This window comes from Amphibacillus jilinensis Y1 (assembly GCF_000306965.1).
Lineage (GTDB): Bacteria > Bacillota > Bacilli > Bacillales > Amphibacillaceae > Amphibacillus_C > Amphibacillus_C jilinensis.
The window spans coordinates 25,708-45,189 of the sequence record NZ_JH976437.1 but is presented as its reverse complement, the minus strand read 5'-3'; the positions used below and the strand labels follow the sequence as shown (position 1 = coordinate 45,189).

17 protein-coding genes, 1 pseudogene and 1 other annotated feature are annotated in these 19,482 nt (G+C 35.8%); all 18 genes and pseudogenes read left to right on the top strand.

Features of this window, described 5'->3' with window-relative positions:
- Positions 1-12 precede the first annotated feature (12 nt).
- The 18 genes and pseudogenes from B494_RS19940 to B494_RS21165 all read left to right on the top strand — a co-directional run bounded on the left by B494_RS19940 (position 13) and on the right by B494_RS21165 (position 19,468).
- A pseudogene (locus B494_RS19940) lies at positions 13-1,020 on the top strand (IS1595 family transposase).
- Positions 1,021-1,093: 73 nt separating this feature from the next.
- Entirely contained in the window at positions 1,094-1,804 is a 711-nt protein-coding gene (locus tag B494_RS0111920; RefSeq protein WP_017472613.1) for a metallophosphoesterase family protein, read from the top strand.
- 304 nt (positions 1,805-2,108) lie between these two features.
- Entirely contained in the window at positions 2,109-2,786 is a 678-nt protein-coding gene (locus tag B494_RS20180; protein WP_017472612.1) for a transposase family protein, read from the top strand.
- Between the two features lie 292 nt (positions 2,787-3,078).
- Positions 3,079-3,384, top strand: a complete 306-nt coding sequence (gene yqfC, locus B494_RS0111910) for a sporulation protein YqfC (protein WP_017472611.1) — start codon at positions 3,079-3,081, stop codon at positions 3,382-3,384.
- Entirely contained in the window at positions 3,381-4,607 is a 1,227-nt protein-coding gene (gene yqfD, locus B494_RS0111905; RefSeq protein WP_017472610.1) for a sporulation protein YqfD, read from the top strand. Before yqfC ends, yqfD begins: the two co-directional genes overlap by 4 nt.
- A 3-nt stretch (positions 4,608-4,610) precedes the next feature.
- Positions 4,611-5,567, top strand: coding sequence for a PhoH family protein (locus tag B494_RS0111900; RefSeq protein ID WP_017472609.1), 957 nt, complete (start codon positions 4,611-4,613; stop codon positions 5,565-5,567).
- A gap of 466 nt (positions 5,568-6,033) precedes the next feature.
- The gene (locus tag B494_RS0111895) at positions 6,034-8,157 is read left to right on the top strand and encodes an HD family phosphohydrolase (RefSeq protein ID WP_017472608.1); all 2,124 of its coding nucleotides are present in this window, start codon (positions 6,034-6,036) and stop codon (positions 8,155-8,157) included.
- Positions 8,158-8,625: an rRNA maturation RNase YbeY gene (gene ybeY, locus B494_RS0111890; protein ID WP_017472607.1), complete on the top strand. Its 468-nt coding sequence runs from the start codon at positions 8,158-8,160 to the stop codon at positions 8,623-8,625.
- Positions 8,600-8,977, top strand: a complete 378-nt coding sequence (locus tag B494_RS0111885) for a diacylglycerol kinase family protein (RefSeq protein WP_017472606.1) — start codon at positions 8,600-8,602, stop codon at positions 8,975-8,977. Before ybeY ends, B494_RS0111885 begins: the two co-directional genes overlap by 26 nt.
- Before the next feature lie 25 nt (positions 8,978-9,002).
- A complete protein-coding gene (gene era, locus B494_RS0111880; RefSeq protein WP_017472605.1) occupies positions 9,003-9,908 on the top strand; it encodes a GTPase Era in 906 nt (301 codons plus the stop codon).
- Between the two features lie 113 nt (positions 9,909-10,021).
- Positions 10,022-10,168, top strand: coding sequence for a YqzL family protein (locus tag B494_RS20575; RefSeq protein WP_017472604.1), 147 nt, complete (start codon positions 10,022-10,024; stop codon positions 10,166-10,168).
- A 26-nt stretch (positions 10,169-10,194) separates the two neighbouring features.
- Positions 10,195-10,941, top strand: a complete 747-nt coding sequence (gene recO / locus B494_RS0111870) for a DNA repair protein RecO (protein WP_017472603.1) — start codon at positions 10,195-10,197, stop codon at positions 10,939-10,941.
- A 63-nt stretch (positions 10,942-11,004) separates the two neighbouring features.
- Positions 11,005-11,178: a binding site (T-box leader), on the top strand.
- 164 nt (positions 11,179-11,342) lie between these two features.
- Positions 11,343-12,236, top strand: a complete 894-nt coding sequence (gene glyQ / locus B494_RS0111865; RefSeq protein WP_017472602.1) for a glycine--tRNA ligase subunit alpha — start codon at positions 11,343-11,345, stop codon at positions 12,234-12,236.
- The gene (gene glyS / locus B494_RS0111860) at positions 12,223-14,310 is read left to right on the top strand and encodes a glycine--tRNA ligase subunit beta (protein WP_017472601.1); all 2,088 of its coding nucleotides are present in this window, start codon (positions 12,223-12,225) and stop codon (positions 14,308-14,310) included. The genes glyQ and glyS overlap by 14 nt, the downstream gene beginning before the upstream one ends.
- Before the next feature lie 16 nt (positions 14,311-14,326).
- Positions 14,327-15,133 (top strand): pyruvate, water dikinase regulatory protein, encoded by an 807-nt coding sequence (locus tag B494_RS0111855; protein WP_017472600.1) that lies wholly within the window; start codon positions 14,327-14,329, stop codon positions 15,131-15,133.
- 592 nt (positions 15,134-15,725) lie between these two features.
- On the top strand, positions 15,726-17,543 hold the full coding sequence (gene dnaG, locus B494_RS0111850; RefSeq protein ID WP_017472599.1) for a DNA primase: 1,818 nt from the start codon (positions 15,726-15,728) through the stop codon (positions 17,541-17,543).
- A 31-nt stretch (positions 17,544-17,574) separates the two neighbouring features.
- Positions 17,575-18,696 (top strand): RNA polymerase sigma factor RpoD, encoded by a 1,122-nt coding sequence (gene rpoD / locus B494_RS0111845; RefSeq protein WP_017472598.1) that lies wholly within the window; start codon positions 17,575-17,577, stop codon positions 18,694-18,696.
- A 223-nt stretch (positions 18,697-18,919) separates the two neighbouring features.
- Positions 18,920-19,468 (top strand): hypothetical protein, encoded by a 549-nt coding sequence (locus B494_RS21165; RefSeq protein ID WP_017472597.1) that lies wholly within the window; start codon positions 18,920-18,922, stop codon positions 19,466-19,468.
- Positions 19,469-19,482: the final 14 nt, after the last annotated feature.

The following is a 19,482-nucleotide window of genomic DNA, read 5'->3' as shown; positions in this document are numbered from 1 at the left end:
AGGTGGATACAGGTGACGTTAAAAGAGATTATAATCGCCATTAGTAAGCTAAACGAATCGGATGCCAAACGCATAAAAGAATATCTTGTTAACTCTCTATCTTCTACTGCTACTAGCGAACCTGTGTTTAAAGAGGTTTCTGAACGAAAGCATAAGGAAGGTTATACGTGTCCACGCTGCCAATCTAAGCGTTCCGTTCGCTTTGGAACCTATTCCGTTAAAATGGGCGGGAAAATAGTAGACCGTCAACGGTACCAATGTAAGGACTGCCAGAAAACATTTACCGATTTAACCAATACACCTCTATACCGTACTAGAAAACCAAATCGCTGGATTCAGTTTATTGAATGTATGATTGAAGGGTATTCCTTACGTAAATCAGCAGAACTTTTAGAAGATGTAAGTTATGTTACCCTCTTCTAGACATAAGCTACTCTCTGCCTTTGAAAAAATGGATTTCGAGGCTTTTTCAGGTATCGTGGAAATAGACGAGACCTATTTCTTGTACTCAGAAAAAGGGAAACGTGGTGGTTCCTCTAAATATCGAGGTATCAGTAAGGAACAAATCTGTGTTCTTGTGGCAAGAGACCGCGAAAAAGTTACTTATTCTAAAGCTATTGGACGAGGAAGGATTATAAAAGAACAAGTAGAGGAATCAATTGGTCCTAAATTATCTGCGAGTAACGTACTTTGTACGGATGCTTGGCGTGCCTTTAAAACATATGCGAAAGAAAAAGGCATTGAACACTATGCCTTTAAATCTGATGGAAAGGTGCGAACAAAGGGGCTTTTTCACATTCAGAATGTCAACAGCTATCATAAGCGTTTGAAGGATTGGATAAGACGTTTTAATGGTGTTGCAACGAAATATTTGGACCACTATCTTAGCTGGTTTTATTTCCTGGAAACCATCCATCACGTAAAGATGATACAACAACAAGACAAATGATTGTGGAAGGAAATTTAATACCAATTATGGAAACATATGATACACTAAGATTATCAGAGTTTACTAAATAATAGTCGTTTGCTTGTGAAACTAACGGGGAGGTTTATGTAAGAAGAAACTAGAAATTTAAGAGGTGGTGTAATAGTGGTGAAACGAGTGGCAGCTATTTATGACATACACGGAAATTACTCAGCTTTAAACGCTGTTCTAGAAGAAATCCAAAGGTGTAATGTGGATACCATTGTAATTGGTGGTGATTTGGCATGGGGACCGCAACCTGCATTAGTTATGAAACGGATTATGGCTTTAGAGGGAGAGGTTCACTTTATAAAAGGCAATGCCGATAGAGAGGTCGGAGAGAGATATGGAGTTGAACAGGGACTTGATGAATGGATTGCAGAGATAAATCAATGGTGTGCAGACCAATTAACCGAGTCTCAGTTGAAATTTTTAAATAATTTACAGAAAGATGTTACTTTAAATATCGATGGATTGGGTGAAGTCTTGTTTGTTCATGGTTCACCAAGAAATGATGAAGAAGCTATTCGTAAAGATACACCAGAAATAGAGATTAAACCCATGATTGACTCAGTAAAGCAAGATATTATAGTTTGTGGTCACACACATATTCATTTTGACCGCACTGTACTTGATAAAAGGATTATTAACGCTGGAAGTGTTGGACTTCAAAGTGCTGCAGGAGGGGCGTGTTGGGCTTTGCTTGGTCCTGATGTAGAATTACGTGAGACAGAATATAATTATCAATTAGCTGCTGAACAAATTCGCCAATCAGGGGTGCCAATGGCAAGTGCATTCGCTGACCATGTTTTAAACCCACCAACCGTAGGACCGTGAACTTGTCCTTCTAAATTACCTAGTGATTTACCAACTGCTTATTAAACAAACGGGAAGCGTTAGTTCGATAAGCAAAAAAATATATTTAAATGGACTTCCATAATTCGGAAGTCCACTTTTGTATAAAAAATCAACATTAACCGATAACAGAGCCTATAAAACAAACAAAAAATTCAGGCTCTATACTGAATGTGGTGGTGTCCTCTATCGTGATGGCATTCCTGTAGTGTGCAAAAAAAATACACTCATTCGCCCTCTCTTTGTTACCCTAAAGTTGTCGAGACAATAGAAAAAGAGAGGGGATATGAGTGCAACGTCATTTTACCATAGAATTATTGGGATTAAAGACAAGCATGTAGACGTATGGGATGTAACGGAAGAATCTAGTAGCTTGATTGTGGAACTCTATACAAAGCAAAAACAAGAAAAATGTCCTTTCTGTAAGGAGAAAACAAACCGAGTGCATAGTTATAGAAGACAGGAGATTCAAGGTCCAGTCCTTTCTAATAAAGATGTGAAGATATCATTAAAAAAGCGAAGATATTTGTGTCCTAATTGTAGCCGTCCTTTTTATGAACGATTACAAATGGCGGATTATTATCAACGTTGGACAAATGCTTTGAAAACAACAGCATTAGCATACACGGTCTTCCATTCTTTTCGTAGTGCAGCTCGCTTGGTAGGGATGACAACGAACCTTCCCTTTCGATTATTTGACCATCAGAAGTTAAAAAGGCTCTCGTTTGAAATAGCACATAGCAGAGGAAATATGCGAGACTCCTGCGGAAAAACGGGCGACCGAGACCCCACAGCGGTCTTTGCGAGGAGGCTTGGGCGTTCGTCCGCGGAAAGCGAGTATATTTCCCTCTGCGACTTAGCAAAATGGTGGAGTGAACATTGCACCACCACATTTGACAGAGAACCAAAATTCATGAGTTCCCATATTAAGATGAGGAATCTCGTGAATTTTTTGATGTTTTAAACATTATTTATTATTTAGGGCATCTTTCACTTTCAAAAAAAGTAACTATTTCCCTATTTCTTTCTCGAATATAATCACCTCTATTTTTTAACCCTACACCTTCCACTTCAAACGTCCGCGAATATCTTTATTCACTCAACAACCAAGCACTGGTTGTCGCGAAAATGTCCATTGATAGAAGGTTCGTTTTATAACCGTATAGAAACCGTCCCGTTTGATTAGATCCATAGACAGATTTGGGTTCTGATTACCGTTTAAATAACATATCTTGAAAAGAGAAGGAGGCGGTTTCGTGGCTTATTTGCGTTCGAAAATTAATCAGATAATGAAATTTGCTAAAAACCTACCAGTTGATATGCAATTGAAATTACCTCGCATTACTATGATTGGAGATATACATGTTTATATCGAAAATCACCACGGAATATTACGTTTTACTTCTAATGAAATTGTATTAAAAGTAACCAATGGCTTACTTATTGTTAAAGGTCATAATCTCGTGATAAAAATGTTAGTTACAGAAGAAATTTTGATCGAAGGTACGATTAATGCGGTTAACGTAGACGAAGAATTACGTAATAATGGAGTGGGACAATGAGAGCATTAAAACCATCATGGCTAAAAGGTGTCATCACTATAAAAGTGAAAGGACATTATCCGGAACGTTTCTTTGATTTATGTACAAGGCATGAAATTAAAGGATGGTCAATTAAGAAAATATCAAATACTGAATGTTTAGGTGATATTAATTTATCGGATTTAAAAAGGGTTCGTCAATTAAGAAGAAAAACACGTTACAAGCTATCATTTGTCAGTAAAAAAGGGCTACCTTTTCTGTTCTCACAATTACAGAAAATGAAAATACTCGTACTTTCATTTTGGGTTGCTTTTTTAATATTTATCTATTTATCTCAATCGATATGGATGATAAACATTGATGGTATTCCAGTTGAAACTGAAAAACAATTACGCCAATCTCTCGATGAATATGGTGTGAAAAAGGGAAGGCTTAAGCTGTTTATTGAGGATTCAAGTGCAATACAACAACGATTATTAGCAGATTATCCAAACTTGCTTTGGGTGGGTATAAAACAAGATGGTATCATTTATAAATTAGATGTTGTTCCTAAAAGGCAGGTAGATGAAGAAGAGTTGATAAATCGCGAACATCTATATGCAAAAAAAGATGGCGTGATTAGTGAGATGTTTGTAGCAAAAGGTCGGCCTTTAGTAGAAATTAATGATTATGTTAAAAAAGGACAACTTCTAGTAACGGGTGAATTAAATCAAAAAGACGAAAAAGATGAAGATGAAAAAGATGAAAAAGATGAAGGTAGTAAAGAGCTTAGTACAGTAGAGGCTGAAATTTATGCAACGACGTGGTATGAATCAAAACTGAATATTCCATTAGTTGGGCAGTATCAAACGGAAACAGGTAATCAATCGAAGAAATATAGCCTGCAAATAGGGCGCTTTCAACTACCTTTTTGGGGGTTCTGGTCAAATGATTTTGACCTTCAACAAGTGGAGACCACGTTATATAAGCCTTCAATCGGTAGTTGGCAGTTACCTATTGCGTTTTCAGTTGATCAACATCGAGAAATGTTAAATACAGAAGTTAATCGTACAGAAGAAGAGGCAATTGAAGTTGGAATGGTACAAGCTAGGGAAAATTTACTGAATGAATTAGGAGCGTCTGCAGAAATTATAAATGAAAAAATTTTGCATCAATCTATTGAGAATGGTAAAGTAAACTTACACGTATACTTCACGGTGAAGGAAGATATCGTGAATACTAATGCTATGAACCAAGGAGATTAATATATGTCTGATGCTTTACATTTAGTTGATTTACAAATAAAAGATCCTGCAGAAGCGATGAACTTATTCGGAGCAGAAGATAGCCATTTAAAGCAACTCGAATCACAGGTTGGTGTCTCTTTAATTACCCGTGGTGAACAAGTCCGCGTACAAGGTGATGAAGCACAAGCTATACTCGTAAGTGATGTCCTTAATGCTTTATTAGAGGTTATCCGTAAAGACATTAAAATATCTGATCGAGACGTTATTTATGCTGTTGAATTAGCACGAAAAGACAAAATAGAACAATTTTATACGCTTTTTGATGAAGAAATTATTCGTAATGCCTTGGGGCGTCCTATTCGTGTAAAAACATTAGGGCAACGTCATTACGTAAATCAAATAAAGCACAATGATGTCGTATTTGGCATCGGACCTGCTGGTACTGGTAAAACATATTTAGCGGTTGTAATGGCTGTTAAAGCTTTAAAGGCAGGTAAAATAAAACGAATTGTTTTAACTCGACCAGCTGTAGAAGCAGGGGAAAGCTTGGGCTTTTTACCAGGCGATCTAAAAGAAAAGGTAGATCCTTATTTACGTCCTCTTTATGATGGCTTACATGATGTATTAGGCTTAGAGCATACCACCCGTTTAATTGAGCGAGGAACTATTGAAGTTGCTCCCCTTGCTTATATGAGAGGTCGTACATTAGATGATGCTTTTGTTATTTTAGATGAAGCACAGAATACGACCATAGCGCAAATGAAAATGTTTCTTACAAGGTTGGGATTTGGATCGAAGATGGTTATAACAGGTGATATCACTCAAATTGATTTACCGCATGGTACCTTTTCAGGTCTTATATCTGTTCAAAAAACTTTAAAAGATGTTATGGGTATTAACTTTGTTTATTTAGAGCAGCAAGATGTCGTTCGTCATCCTGTTGTTCAGAGAATTATTGAAGCGTTTGAAGAACAGTAGCTGTGAATGATTGAATAAAGGTCTGTTAAGCAATTAATAGAGAATACGTTGTGTCTTTCAACTTTCTTAAGACCTTAAATTAGATAAGCAATATAAACGGCGTTAACGTGTAACATTTAGTTGCACCTCAAAGACGAAATGAAGTCGCTGTTGATAGGATGGGTATAGAACATACTCGAATGGTCACATTAAAATGATTATTGAAGTTCTTGTTAAATTACTTTATATCGTTATGCATTCATGCTCCTTTGGTGTTGTAGCCATTTGGAGCATATTTTATTTAGACTTAAGTTACATATTAAATGATACTGTTGGTAGTGTGTCATTGACACAGAAAGCGAACAAGTATCACCATCACATGAGGTAGCTTGCATTATTTTACTCTTAAACATATACATCATGTTTAAATCGTTGTATGATATGGTAAAAGGAATGTGTTTATTGTTGAATAAAGGAGTCATCCGAAATGAAGATTAGATTTGATAAGCTAAAGGCATTGAGCAAACCGATTCAGTTAAGCGTTGCTCTTGCTGTAATCGCCATATCCATATTTTTATTTACTATTTCTAATGTCTATACAGAAACATATGAAATAGAACGTTTTAGTAACGCTAGTGAAACGATTCGTTCGCCTATAACAATCGAGGATACGCGGGAAACAGAAAGAAGGCAAAGGGAAGCGCTTCAATCTGTCGATGATCGCTTTGAAATATCACAAGAGGTGACAGAGGAGCGTATTGAATACGTTGCAGAACTCTTTGATGCAATTGCTTCTGTACATCAACCGAATGATCAAGAGGAAACCGATGACAATAGTATTGAGCGATCAACATCAGAAAAACTGCAAGAATTAAAGCAAATATTAAGTAGTGAGATTACCGATCAAGTGTCAGATGAGGTGTTGCTAACCTTAATTGCGATAGATGATAATGAGAAAGAAGTAGCCTATGAGTTATTAACGACATCATTACAAGAAATTTTCAATGAAGGTGTTCAACGTGAACAAATTGAGTCATCTGTCAAACAATTGAATCAACGCTTGCAGTATTCTAGTATGGCTGATGAGATAAAAGAAGCATTATTTGAAATTGGTGAATTTGCTATTGTAGAAAATTCATTTTTTTCAATAGAAGAAACAATGGAAGCGGAGCGACAGGCGATTGATAACGTTGAACCGGCTATGATACGCGCTGGTGAAGTCATTGTACGTGAAGATCAAACGATTACTAATGAGATTTATGATAAACTAACATTAGTGGGCCTTCTTAACAGTGATCGTAATATTTTTCCGATTTTAGGGCTGTTAATCTTTACGTTACTTTTAACGGCTGTCCTTGCTTATAGTTTTGTTTATTATATAGATAGCGTATATTTGGATATGAAACGATTATTTGCGCTTGTTTTGATTGTTGTTTTTACACTAGCGATAATGAAATTTATCAGCTTTTTTTCAACAGACGGTAATCAATTATACTTACTCACGCCGATTGCTACCAGTAGTATGTTACTTAGAATTCTTTATAGGGAACGGTTAGCCTTAATTTTTTCAATCGTTTTTGCTATACTAGCTACAATCATTTTTAATGGACAGATCCCTGGATCGCTTCATTTAGAAGCCGGTATTTATATGCTGTTCGGACAATTATGTGTCATTATTACACTTATAGGCATTAAAGATCGTATGGCGATTTTAAAGGCTGTATTGGCTACAGGTGTAGTAAATATTTTAGTCATACTCGGTTTTCTGTTCTTATCTTATGAAAGTTATCAATTGATGGAGATATTGCGTTATGCTAGCTATGGATTTATCTCAGCAGTGATGTCTGGGATTGTAACAATCGGTGTCCTTCCGTTTTTCGAGTCTATATTAGGTATATTATCTGATACAAAGTTACTTACATTAGCTAGCCCAAATCATCCACTATTAAGAAAAATTTTAACAGAAGCACCAGGAACTTATCATCATAGTGTTATGGTTGCAAATTTAAGTGAAGCGGCTTGCGAGGCGATTGGTGCAAATGGTTTGCTGGCACGAGTTGCTTCATATTATCATGATTTAGGGAAAACGAAGCAACCCCATTATTTCATTGAGAATCAAATGGGAATGAGAAATCCTCATGATTACTTATCACCTAAACAGAGTGCAACGATTATTTTAGCGCATCCCCATGATGGCGCAAGTATATTAAAAGATCATCGTTTGCCTCGAGAAATTATTGATGTAGCTGAACAACATCATGGTACTTCTTTATTAAAGTATTTTTATTATAAAGAAAAAGAACATAATAAAGAGGTAAGGGAAGCAGATTATCGGTACCAGGGGCCGTTACCACAAACAAAAGAATCTGCTGTGATTTCTATATGTGATTCCGTGGAAGCGGCTGTTCGTTCCTTAGATGAACCAACTAGAGAGAGAATTGATGATTTTATTCAGTCAATTGTTCAAGAGCGTTTAAATGATGGTCAGTTGGATGATAGTGCGTTAACATTTAAGGAGCTTCGTAAAATTAAACAAACAATTCAAGAAACATTAAATGGTATTTATCATTCGCGCATTCAATACCCAACAACTAAAAAGGAGGATATTTAATTGCAAATCGATTTTCATGATGAAACAAACTCAGTTGATGAGGATACGATTAATCTTATTAGTCAACTATTACATTATGCAGTGAAAGAAGAGAAGCTACGAAGTGAAGTGGAATTATCAATTAATTTTGTTAATAACGAATCCATTCAAGAGCTTAACCGCAACTATCGTCAAATTGACCGTCCAACAGACGTTATCTCGTTTCCTTTACAAGAAGTCGGAGAAAATGAGATAGCGATAATAGGTGAAGAGCTACCTATATCGCTAGGTGACATTGTTATATCGGTCGAAAAGGCTGAGGAGCAAGCAAAGGAGTATCAACACAGCTTAAATCGAGAGTATGGTTTCTTAGTCATTCATGGTTTTCTTCATTTATTAGGATACGACCATTTGAATGATGAAGATGAAGTAAAAATGTTCTCTAGACAAGAGGAGTTATTAGATGGCTTCGGACTATCAAGAAATTAAGAAGAAGCGAGTTGGTATAGGTTATGCATTTAATGGTTTGAAATATGCCCTTAAAAATGAAATAAACATGCGTGTTCATCTTTTGATTACATGTATGGTTATCACATTCGGTTTTCTATTTTCTATTTCCTTAATAGAGTGGATTCTGCTAATATTAACCATTGGATTCGTGTTAACAGCGGAAGTCTTTAACACTGCTGTTGAACTGATGCTTGATTATTTAGCGCCTGATTGGCACCCAACAGCTGGAATAATTAAAGATTTAACGGCTGGTGCTGTCTTAATAGCAAGTGCTATTGCTGCGGTCATTGGTTTAATTATATTTTTTCCTAAAGTATTGATGCTATTTTGATAAAGAGATTGAGGAGGACACGGTTATGCAACATGATTCATTTCACTCGGGTTTTATAACCATCATTGGACGCCCTAATGTTGGAAAATCTACATTCTTAAATCGCGTTATTGGCCAAAAAATTGCGATTATGAGTGATAAAGCACAAACAACACGTAATACCATTCAGGGCGTATGGACCGTGGAAGGTGCACAGATTATTTTTATAGACACACCTGGTATCCATAAGCCTAAACATAAATTAGGCGATTTCATGGTAAACATAGCTGAAAACACGTTAAATGAAGTCGATGCTATTTTATTTATGATTAATGCAAAAGAAGGGTATGGCAGGGGGGACCAATATATTATTGACAGGCTAGAAAATGTAAAGAAGCCTGTATATCTTATTATTAATAAAATTGATCAAATCCACCCAGACGAATTATTTGAACTGATTACTGCATATAAAGATCGCTATTCTTTTAAAGAGATTATTCCAATATCAGCTTTAGAAGGAAATAATGTTGATCATTTATTATCTGTTTTAAGACAACAACTACCCGAGGGACCTCAATACTATCCCGAAGACCATATTACCGATCACCCTGAACGATTTATTATTGCTGAATTTATTAGAGAAAAAGCTATTCAATTAACAAGAGAGGAAGTACCTCACTCTGTAGCCGTTTTGATTGAAAAGATTGAAACAAAACCAGATGAAAAAGTTCTTGTTCAAGCTTCAATAATAATAGAGCGTAAATCTCAAAAAGGCATTATTATAGGTAAACAAGGTAAAATGCTAAAGGATATTGGTATTCAAGCAAGGCAAGATATTGAACGATTGTTAGGAACGAAAGTTTATTTAGAACTTTGGGTTAAGGTTCAAAAAGATTGGCGAAATCGAGATCACTACTTGCATGAGTATGGATATAATCAAGATGAGTATTAAACCAAGTGGTCGTAATTAAATATTCATGGTAATAATTAATTAACATTGAAAAGTGATCTCCGGTCATTCTATAAATGTAGATGATAACTAAAAAGAGGAAAGGTGGACTTTTCATGCATGATTTACCTTGGATCGTTTTTAGTCAAACAGGAAATATAGAGACTTATCTACTCATGAAAGATATGGAGATTGACACCAAAAAAGATGAGGAGACTATTCAAGATTCACCACTAAATCACGAATTAAATAAATCGGTATAACCGAAAAATAGAAGGATTGGTAAAGGGTGCTTGAGAAACTAGAAGGCATTATTATCCGAACGCAGGACTATGGGGAAACACATAAAATCGTAACGATCTTTACTAAAGAATTAGGTAAGATTGCTGTCATAGCAAGAGGAGCAAAAAAGCCTAAAAGTCGCATGTCTGCCTTAGCACAATTGTTTATTCATGGTCAGTTTCTTATCCAACTCGGAAAAGGACTGGGTGTATTGCAGCAGGGTGAGATCATCCAATCTCATCGCCTTATACGTCAAGATATTATTCAAGCGGCTTATGCAAGCTATTTAACGGAATTAACCGACAAATTAATGGATGAAAAGAAGCCAAACCCGTATGTATACCGGCAATTTGTCCTAGCATTAAAGTCATTATCAGAGGACAAGGACCCCTTAGTGATGACGATGATGTATGAAATGAAACTATATAAAGTTTCTGGTATTGCTCCAATAGTTAGTCACTGCTACCAATGTAGTAGTGAAGATAATCTTTTGGGTTTTTCAATTAAGGAAGCAGGGGTAATCTGTGCTCGCTGTAAACATCATGATCCTAACTATTTACCTTTGACAAGCACGCAGTTGAGATTATTAAGAATGTTTTCTGATGTTGATATAGAGAGAGTTGCCAATGTATCGGTAAAGGAAGAAAATAAAAAAGCGCTGCAACAATTGTTAGAATATTATTACGACCACTATGGTGGATTGACGATCAAATCAAAAAAATTCCTTAAACAACTTCATTTGTTAACGGATTAACTTAACAATCTTGACAAATACAGTGGATTACCTTACTATAATGGATAGCAAAAGCACAAGATATACATAGTGATGAAAGAGAAAAGTAAATATACATGATTATTGTAGCGAATCTGGGAGAGTGCGAGCCAGGTATAATCGGTTTATTGAAAAGGCGCTCTGGAACTTGTGATAAAAAAGTGACTAAAGTTTTCTCTTTAGTAAATAGGGTGGAACCGCGGAGATCCCGTCCCTATGTCTTAATTAAGGCATAGGGACGGGATTTTTTACTGAAAAAAATGACGAGTTGTTTGAGCGAGCAATCTTTAAATCAATTCAAAATGATTTTTCCACCTCGTAAGATACTGGAAAAGAAGATATGGCATGTAAAAAAATGATACATAGTAAATGGAGGTAATGATATGCATATCCAGGAAATGATTTTAACGCTACAAAAGCACTGGTCGGATCAAGGATGCATTTTAATGCAAGCTTATGATACTGAAAAAGGTGCAGGAACTATGTCGCCGATGACACTTCTACGAAGTCTTGGACCGGAACCGTGGAATGTGGCTTACGTTGAGCCGTCAAGACGTCCTGCTGATGGGCGCTATGGTGACAATCCAAATCGATTGTATCAGCATCATCAATTCCAAGTTATTATGAAACCATCTCCAGATCATATTCAAGAGCTGTATTTGGCATCATTAGAGAAATTAGGAATTAATCCACTTGAACATGACATCCGCTTTGTGGAAGATAATTGGGAAAATCCAACCCTGGGTGCTGCTGGACTAGGTTGGGAAGTTTGGTTAGATGGCATGGAAATTACACAATTCACATATTTCCAACAAATTGGTGGCTTAGAAGCCAGTCCAGTAGCTGTTGAAATCACTTATGGAATTGAGCGGTTAGCTTCTTATATTCAAGACAAAGAAAATGTTTTTGAACTGACTTGGACTGAAGGTGTCACGGTTCATGATATTTTCTATCAACCTGAGTATGAGCATTCAAAATATACTTTTGAGGAGTCAGATACGGACTTACTTTTCAATCTTTTTAATCAATTTGAGCAAGAGGCCAAGCAAGTGATGGAGAAAGGTCTTGTTTTTCCAGCTTATGATTATGTATTAAAATGTTCCCATACTTTTAATTTGCTTGACGCTAAAGGCGTTATCTCAGTTACTGAAAGAACAGGCTATATTACGAGGGTTAGGAACTTGGCGAGAGCGATTGCTAAGTTATATGTAGAAGAGAGAGAGAACTTGGGTTTTCCGATGTTAAAAAAGGAGGTTGGGCACTATGAGCACGAGTAATGTTTTATTTGAGATCGGACTTGAAGAAATGCCAGCCCGCTTTATAGCACCTACAGAAACACAATTACTTCAAAAAACGAAAGATTGGTTAGTGAAAAATCGCTTAGATTATCAAGGGTTAAATATATATGCGACCCCTAGACGGTTAGCTGTTCAAATTATTGTGTTAGCTAATAAACAGCCGGATATAGAAGATGAAGCCAAAGGGCCTGCTAAAAATATTGCATTAGATGAATCAGGTAACTGGACAAAGGCAGCACAAGGTTTTGTCAAAGGACAAGGGCTTACCGTTGAAGATATTTACTTTAAACCTATTAAGGGAATCGACTATGTCCATGTAAAGAAATTTATAAAAGGGACATCTGCTGATCAAATTTTACCTACTTTTAAAGATGTATTATTATCACTAAGCTTCCCAAAAAACATGCGTTGGTCCAATCGTTCATTAAAATACATTAGGCCGATAAAATGGTTAGTTGGAATGAATGATCAATCTGTGATTAACTTTGAAATTGAGGGTGTGAGAAGTGGGAAAACATCTGATGGGCATCGCTTTTTAGCAGGCCCGTTCGAGATAACCGATCCCCTTAAGTATCAAGAAGAGTTAGAAGCAAAGTATGTCATTGTGAGTAGTGAACGAAGAAAAGCAGAGATTATAGATCAAATGAATAGCTTGGCAAGGCAACATCAATGGGTTGTTGATAAGGACTCAGCATTATTAGAAGAAGTGACTCAATTGGTTGAATATCCAACTGTCTTTTTTGGTAAATATAGTGAAGACTATTTGATTGTCCCTGAAGAGGCTCTTATAACTTCTATGAAAGAGCATCAGCGCTATTTTCCTGTCAGAGGAGAAAATGGTGAATTATTACCTTTCTTTATTGGTGTAAGGAATGGTAATGCTCAATATTTAGATACTGTTGCTAAGGGCAATGAAAAAGTACTGAATGCAAGGTTGGCGGATGCTCTATTTTTCTACAAAGAAGATCAAAAGCAGTCAATTGAGGCAAATAATCAAAAATTGACGAGAATGGTTTTTCAAGAACAGTTAGGTACGATTGCAGATAAAGTTAATCGTGTAACAAAAATTGCAACAGCAATAGCAAAACAGTTAGCATTTTCAGAAGAAGAACTTGCCTACACCGAACGGGCTGCATCAATCTGCAAGTTCGATTTAGTTACAAACATGGTTAATGAATTTACTAATCTGCAAGGTATAATGGGAGAGAAATATGCACGGTTAGCTGGTGAGGAAGAGCTTGTTGCACAAGCGATTAATGAACATTATATGCCACGCCATGCTAAAGATATATTGCCGGAAACGTCAATTGGTGCTGTCATCAGTATCGCTGATAAACTAGATACAATTATTGGTTGTATTAGTGTAGGCCTAATTCCAACCGGTTCACAGGACCCTTACGCTCTAAGGCGACAAGCAATGGGTGTTATTCAAATTTTGCAAAGTAAAAATTGGAAGCTAGATATTGAAGGTATCATTCGCGTAGTTATCAATGTGTACGAACAATCATCGGTAGACATAGATGATCCATTAGTTATAGAAGCACAACTAATGGAATTTATTGAAGCTAGAGTGATTTACTTTGCTAAAGAGAAGCAAATTGCACAAGATGCGATTAAAGCTGTTACACATAAGAGTATCGGGGTTATCGCTAATGTCTTTGAAAAAGCGACGCTTTTAGAAAAGAAGCGTACTGACCCATCGTTTAAACCCACTCAGGAAGCGTTAGTACGTGTTATTAATTTAGCCAAAAAGGCAAAAGAAACGACATTTGATCAATCGTTATTTGAAAACCAATCTGAACGTGACTTATTTAGCGTTTTTCAAGGCGCCAAAAAAGATTATCTAGTTAAGATGCTAGAGCATAATTATAGTGAAGCGTTAAATGTGCTAGCAGTATTAACACCATCCATCAATGCTTTCTTTGAAGAAACAATGGTAATGGTTGAAAATAAAGTGTTAAAAGCAAATCGTTTAGGCTTGCTAAATGCTATAGCTGAACTTGTCTATCAATTTGCTGATTTCAGCTTAGTTGAATGGAAGCAACAATTTTAAGGTGAGGTGTAAATTTATGAATAAGCCAATTATATATTTAATTTCGGACTCCTTAGGTGAGACGGCAGAAAAAGTTATACAAGCGGCACTTTTACAATTTGAAAATGGTCAAGATTATCAAATCATCAAATCACCATACGTCGAAGGAAAAGGGAAAATTGATGATGTACTAGCTGCTGCTGCTAAGGACCGAGCGATTATTGGCTATACTCTTGTTAACCCAGACCTTAGACAATATCTACTAAATAAATCAGCTGAAATGGAATTAGAAGCTATTGATATTATTGGGCCTATGTTAGAAGCTATGGAGCGCCTTTTTCAGAAGAAACCAAGAATGAAACCGGGGCTAGGCCATCAACTTGATGAAGCTTATTTCAAACGTGTAGAAGCTATCGAATTTGCAGTTAAGTATGATGATGGGCGCGATCCACGCGGCATTGAGAAAGCCGATTTAGTATTAATTGGTGTCTCAAGAACGTCTAAGACACCTTTATCACAGTATCTTGCTCTAAAAAGTCTCAAAGTAGCGAATGTTCCGATTGTTCCCGAAGTAGAACCCCCTAAAGAGTTGTTTAATACAAATCCAAATAAATGTTTTGGATTAAAGATCAGTCCTGACAAGCTAAATGATATAAGGAAAGAACGTCTAAAAGCATTAGGATTAAAAGAAAACGCAAATTATGCAGCACCAAAAAGAATAAACGAAGAAATCACTTTTTTTGAACAAGTTGTTGACCGATTGGGTTGTCCAGTTATCGATGTTTCTCATAAAGCGGTTGAAGAGACAGCTAATCTGATATTGCAAATTCAGTTAACCCGTTAATAATAAAAACATTTAATGACTTACTTTAAAATGGATAGCCATCCGTAAAACGTCCGTTAATGTTCTTATTCACTTAACGACAACTGATTGAAGGTTTGTTTTATATAATTATATCCCCCATCTGATACCTTAAAAGAGATTTAGGTGGGGGATAACTCTGAATAAAAGAATTCATTAATTTTAAATCAAATTTATAGCGTTTTATATATATATATATTATAATTAGTATTTGTGAAAAAAATATTAGAAATTAGATTGAAAAAATGAAAGTTTAATAACATCGGCTAACCTTGAATCGTAGTTTTATGCAGGAATCTGCCTTTCTTATGTAGAACCCTTATCGTGACGTTTATTCAATCTTTCTTTTGACTATATTGTTCTAAGAGAAAGTAGAAGATTCAAAACGTACGAACTTTTAGGTGCATACATAGGAACGTTGCAAAATCGTCATTATGTTTTATACCCGAAAAAATGAAAAGAAAAGCTAATTCCTTTCACTAAAGGACAAGCGTATTTAATGTTTTTTAAAATTTATTGTCGAAACTTGCAGGAATTTTTGATTTTATATAGAAATTAAATGTTGGTGATACTTATGGCAGGGCAAATTCCTGAACAAATTATTGATGAAATTCGTAAAGCTAATGATATTGTGGATGTCGTAGGAGAATACGTTTCATTAAAGAAACAAGGACGTAATTATTTTGGATTATGCCCATTTCATGGAGAACAAACGCCTTCTTTTTCTGTGACGCAGGAAAAACAAATCTTTCATTGTTTTGGTTGTGGAAAAGGTGGCAATGTATTTACCTTTTTAATGGAGTTGGAAGGATTCACTTTTCACCAAGCTGTTAAGCATTTGGGTGAAAAAAGTGGCCATCCTTTACCTGATCAATATCAAAGAGATGATACAAATAACGGCGCTGTTGATCAGATCAGCTTAAAGGCATATGAGTGGTTGACTAAATATTATCATCACATACTTAGACATACAAAAGAAGCTCAAGTAGCTCAGAGATATTTACGAGATCGTGGTTTGACAGACGAAATGATTGATTTATTTCAGATCGGATTTGCGCCACAAACAAATGAAGTGACGACACAATTTCTAACGAAAAAAGAGCTCAACATACAACATCTTGCTTCCTCTGGTGTTTTAGCTCGTAACGAAGAAAATCAAGTATACGATCGTTTTAAGGGGCGTGTTATTTTTCCTATACGAAATCACTTAGGGAAAACAGTAGGATTTGGAGGTCGGTCAATTAGCGAGTTAGAGCCTAAATATTTGAATAGCCCAGAATCATCGTTGTTTCAAAAAGGTAAACTGTTATTTAACTTTGACCTGGCTCGAAGTGAAATGAAAAAATTTGGCCAAGCTATTTTATTTGAAGGGTATATGGATGTGATTACGGCTTATCAAGCAGGAGTTACGAATGGTGTTGCATCATTAGGAACATCCGCTACTGAACAGCAAGCAGCTTTACTTAAAAGGTATGTAGAGCAAGTTGTCATTTGCTATGACGGTGATGAGGCTGGTATCCGTGCCACTTATAAAGCGGCAAAATTATTCAATAAAGTTGGTTGTCAAGTTCGTGTTGCTTCATTGCCCGATAACCTTGATCCTGATGCCTATATTAAAGAATACGGAGGAGAAAGGTTTAAACATGAGGTGATAGAGGCAAGCTCTACGTATATGAGCTTTGTGATGACGTATTATAAGAAAGGATACAACCTACAGGTTGAGGCTGACAGAATCGCTTATATCAATCAAATCATTAGTGAAATCGCCGTATTAAATGCAGCGATTGACAGGGATCATTACGCAAGAGAACTGGCTAAAACATATCAATTATCTGTTGATACCATATTGGAAGAAATTAATGAAAAAAGGAAACAACAAGGAAATGTTAAGGATAACTCTACTCCAATTAGCCATACTAATGAGCGCGTATTTAAAAAAAACAGACAAAAACTTTTACCTGCTTATCATAATGCTGAAAAAAAATTACTTGCATATATGTTATATGATCGATCTATTGCTGAAAAAATCAAGCATAGCTTAGGGGCAGCGTTTAACATAGAAAAGCACCAGATCATTGTGACGTATCTATACGCATTTTATGAAGAAGGTCATGATGCGAACGTCAGTCATTTTATTGAACGTGTAAACGATCAATCAATAAAAAGTGAGTTAGTTGAAATTGCAATGGAGCCAATATCGCCTGATATTACTGATGCTGAAATTGATGATTACATTTATTTAATAAAATCAGAGCAAGAAGATAAGGCTGAAATACGAGAATTAATGAGTCAACAAAAACATGCAGAATTGAACAAAGATTATGTTAAAGCGGCGCAAATAGGTATGGAAATTATGCGGATTCAAAAAGCGCTTAAGGATAAAAAACGTTAAGGCAGGAACAGATGGAAGGAGGGGGACTCTTATGGCAGATAATAAGCCATCAGAATCAAAAGGTAATGAAACAGAATTAACATTGGAACAAGCAAAAGAACAGATTGTAGAGATAGGGAAGAAACGTGGTTTAATTGCTTATGAAGATGTTGCAGAACGATTAGCTATCTTTGAATTAGAGTCAGATCATATTGATGAATTTTACGAATATTTAGGTGATCAAGGTATAGAGGTTGTTGGGGATTCTGAGGAAGACCCAAGTGAACAACAGATCTCTAAAGTAGAGGAATTTGATTTAAATGATCTAAGTGTACCGTTAGGAATAAAAATAAATGATCCTGTGCGTATGTATTTAAAGGAAATAGGTCGTGTCGATTTATTGTCAGCTGAAGAAGAGATTAGTTTAGCTGAAAGAATTGAACAGGGTGATGAAGAAGCGAAAAGACGATTAGCTGAAGCGAACTTAAGACTTGTAGTTAGTATTGCTAAGCGATATGTAGGAAGAGGAATGCTTTTTCTTGATCTCATTCAAGAAGGTAACATGGGGCTTATAAAAGCGGTAGAAAAATTTGATTTTCGCAAAGGCTTTAAGTTTAGTACTTATGCAACTTGGTGGATACGACAAGCTATAACAAGAGCGATTGCGGACCAAGCTCGTACCATCCGTATACCTGTGCACATGGTAGAAACGATTAACAAACTAATTAGAGTTCAACGGCAGTTGCTACAAGATTTTGGCAGAGAGCCAACACCTGAAGAGATAGGGAAAGAAATGGAGCTTACACCGGATAAAGTGAGAGAGATATTAAAAATTGCCCAAGAACCTGTATCTCTAGAAACACCAATAGGAGAAGAAGACGATTCTCATTTAGGTGACTTCATTGAAGATCAAGAAGCTACTTCTCCATCGGATCATGCAGCATATGAACTTTTAAAAGAACAATTAGAAGATGTACTTGATACATTAACTGATAGAGAAGAAAACGTTCTACGCTTGCGCTTTGGACTTGATGATGGAAGAACACGTACGCTTGAAGAGGTGGGCAAAGTTTTTGGTGTTACGCGTGAGCGGATTCGACAGATTGAAGCTAAAGCACTTAGAAAACTGCGACACCCAAGCCGAAGTAAGCGTCTAAAAGACTTTTTAGAGTAAATAGGTTAGCAAAGATTGGCTCAGTCAATCCAGATTCAGTTGAGCTTCAATTGATTCTTGGTTGACTGTTTTTTTTGCATGTTAGAAAAGCTTAAAGTTTTTATGAAGAAACCGTATTCATTCGTTAAAGCTTACAAATCCATTAAAAATCTGTGTGAATATGAGTTTTTCTAATTAATCATGATCGTTAAAAATTAAATCGTCAATTCTGAGGTGTAATCAAATGGACGAACAACGAAAAAAAATAATTATTAATGAAATTAAGCATTGGAAAAACAGTCAATTACTACCCGGACATTTTTGTGATTTCTTACTTGCATTATATACAGAAGGCGACATCGAGGAAGAACAAGAAAGTAATTTAATAGAAGAACAAAAAACAACAGTTAATCCGTTCCATTTATTATTTATTCTATTAAATTTTATTTTATCACCCACTATGTTTATATTTGTATTTTTTGTTGTGTTATCAAATGCCCAACTGGTAACTTTGCTTACTTTAACGGTCATTATTTCTATTGGATTATTTTATGTAGGCTATAAAATCTATCAAATCGCTTTTCAATATGTATTTGCCGCTTTATTATTAAACATTTGTATCATTTCAATTACCACTGTAAATCAATGGTTTTTTTCATCATCCACCGCATTAATGGTGATTTTTTTTCAACTTGCAATCTGGCTTGTGTTATCGATAAAATGGAAATTAAAATTAGTACTAAGTATGAGTGTGGTGGGTATAGTGGTTTGTCTAATAGCTATCATAATATAAAGGTTAGGTGTTAT

What these genes read in the sequence shown, in the direction of transcription:
- B494_RS20180 (WP_017472612.1), top strand. Translation starts at nt 2,109, where the DNA reads ATGAGTGCAACGTCATTTTACCATAGAATTATTGGGATTAAAGACAAG.
- yqfD (WP_017472610.1), top strand. Translation starts at nt 3,381, where the DNA reads ATGAGAGCATTAAAACCATCATGGCTAAAAGGTGTCATCACTATAAAA.
- B494_RS0111900 (WP_017472609.1), top strand. Translation starts at nt 4,611, where the DNA reads ATGTCTGATGCTTTACATTTAGTTGATTTACAAATAAAAGATCCTGCA.
- B494_RS0111895 (WP_017472608.1), top strand. Translation starts at nt 6,034, where the DNA reads ATGAAGATTAGATTTGATAAGCTAAAGGCATTGAGCAAACCGATTCAG.
- B494_RS0111885 (WP_017472606.1), top strand. Translation starts at nt 8,600, where the DNA reads ATGGCTTCGGACTATCAAGAAATTAAGAAGAAGCGAGTTGGTATAGGT.
- era (WP_017472605.1), top strand. Translation starts at nt 9,003, where the DNA reads ATGCAACATGATTCATTTCACTCGGGTTTTATAACCATCATTGGACGC.
- B494_RS20575 (WP_017472604.1), top strand. Translation starts at nt 10,022, where the DNA reads ATGCATGATTTACCTTGGATCGTTTTTAGTCAAACAGGAAATATAGAG.
- glyQ (WP_017472602.1), top strand. Translation starts at nt 11,343, where the DNA reads ATGCATATCCAGGAAATGATTTTAACGCTACAAAAGCACTGGTCGGAT.
- glyS (WP_017472601.1), top strand. Translation starts at nt 12,223, where the DNA reads ATGAGCACGAGTAATGTTTTATTTGAGATCGGACTTGAAGAAATGCCA.
- B494_RS0111855 (WP_017472600.1), top strand. Translation starts at nt 14,327, where the DNA reads ATGAATAAGCCAATTATATATTTAATTTCGGACTCCTTAGGTGAGACG.
- dnaG (WP_017472599.1), top strand. Translation starts at nt 15,726, where the DNA reads ATGGCAGGGCAAATTCCTGAACAAATTATTGATGAAATTCGTAAAGCT.
- rpoD (WP_017472598.1), top strand. Translation starts at nt 17,575, where the DNA reads ATGGCAGATAATAAGCCATCAGAATCAAAAGGTAATGAAACAGAATTA.
- B494_RS21165 (WP_017472597.1), top strand. Translation starts at nt 18,920, where the DNA reads ATGGACGAACAACGAAAAAAAATAATTATTAATGAAATTAAGCATTGG.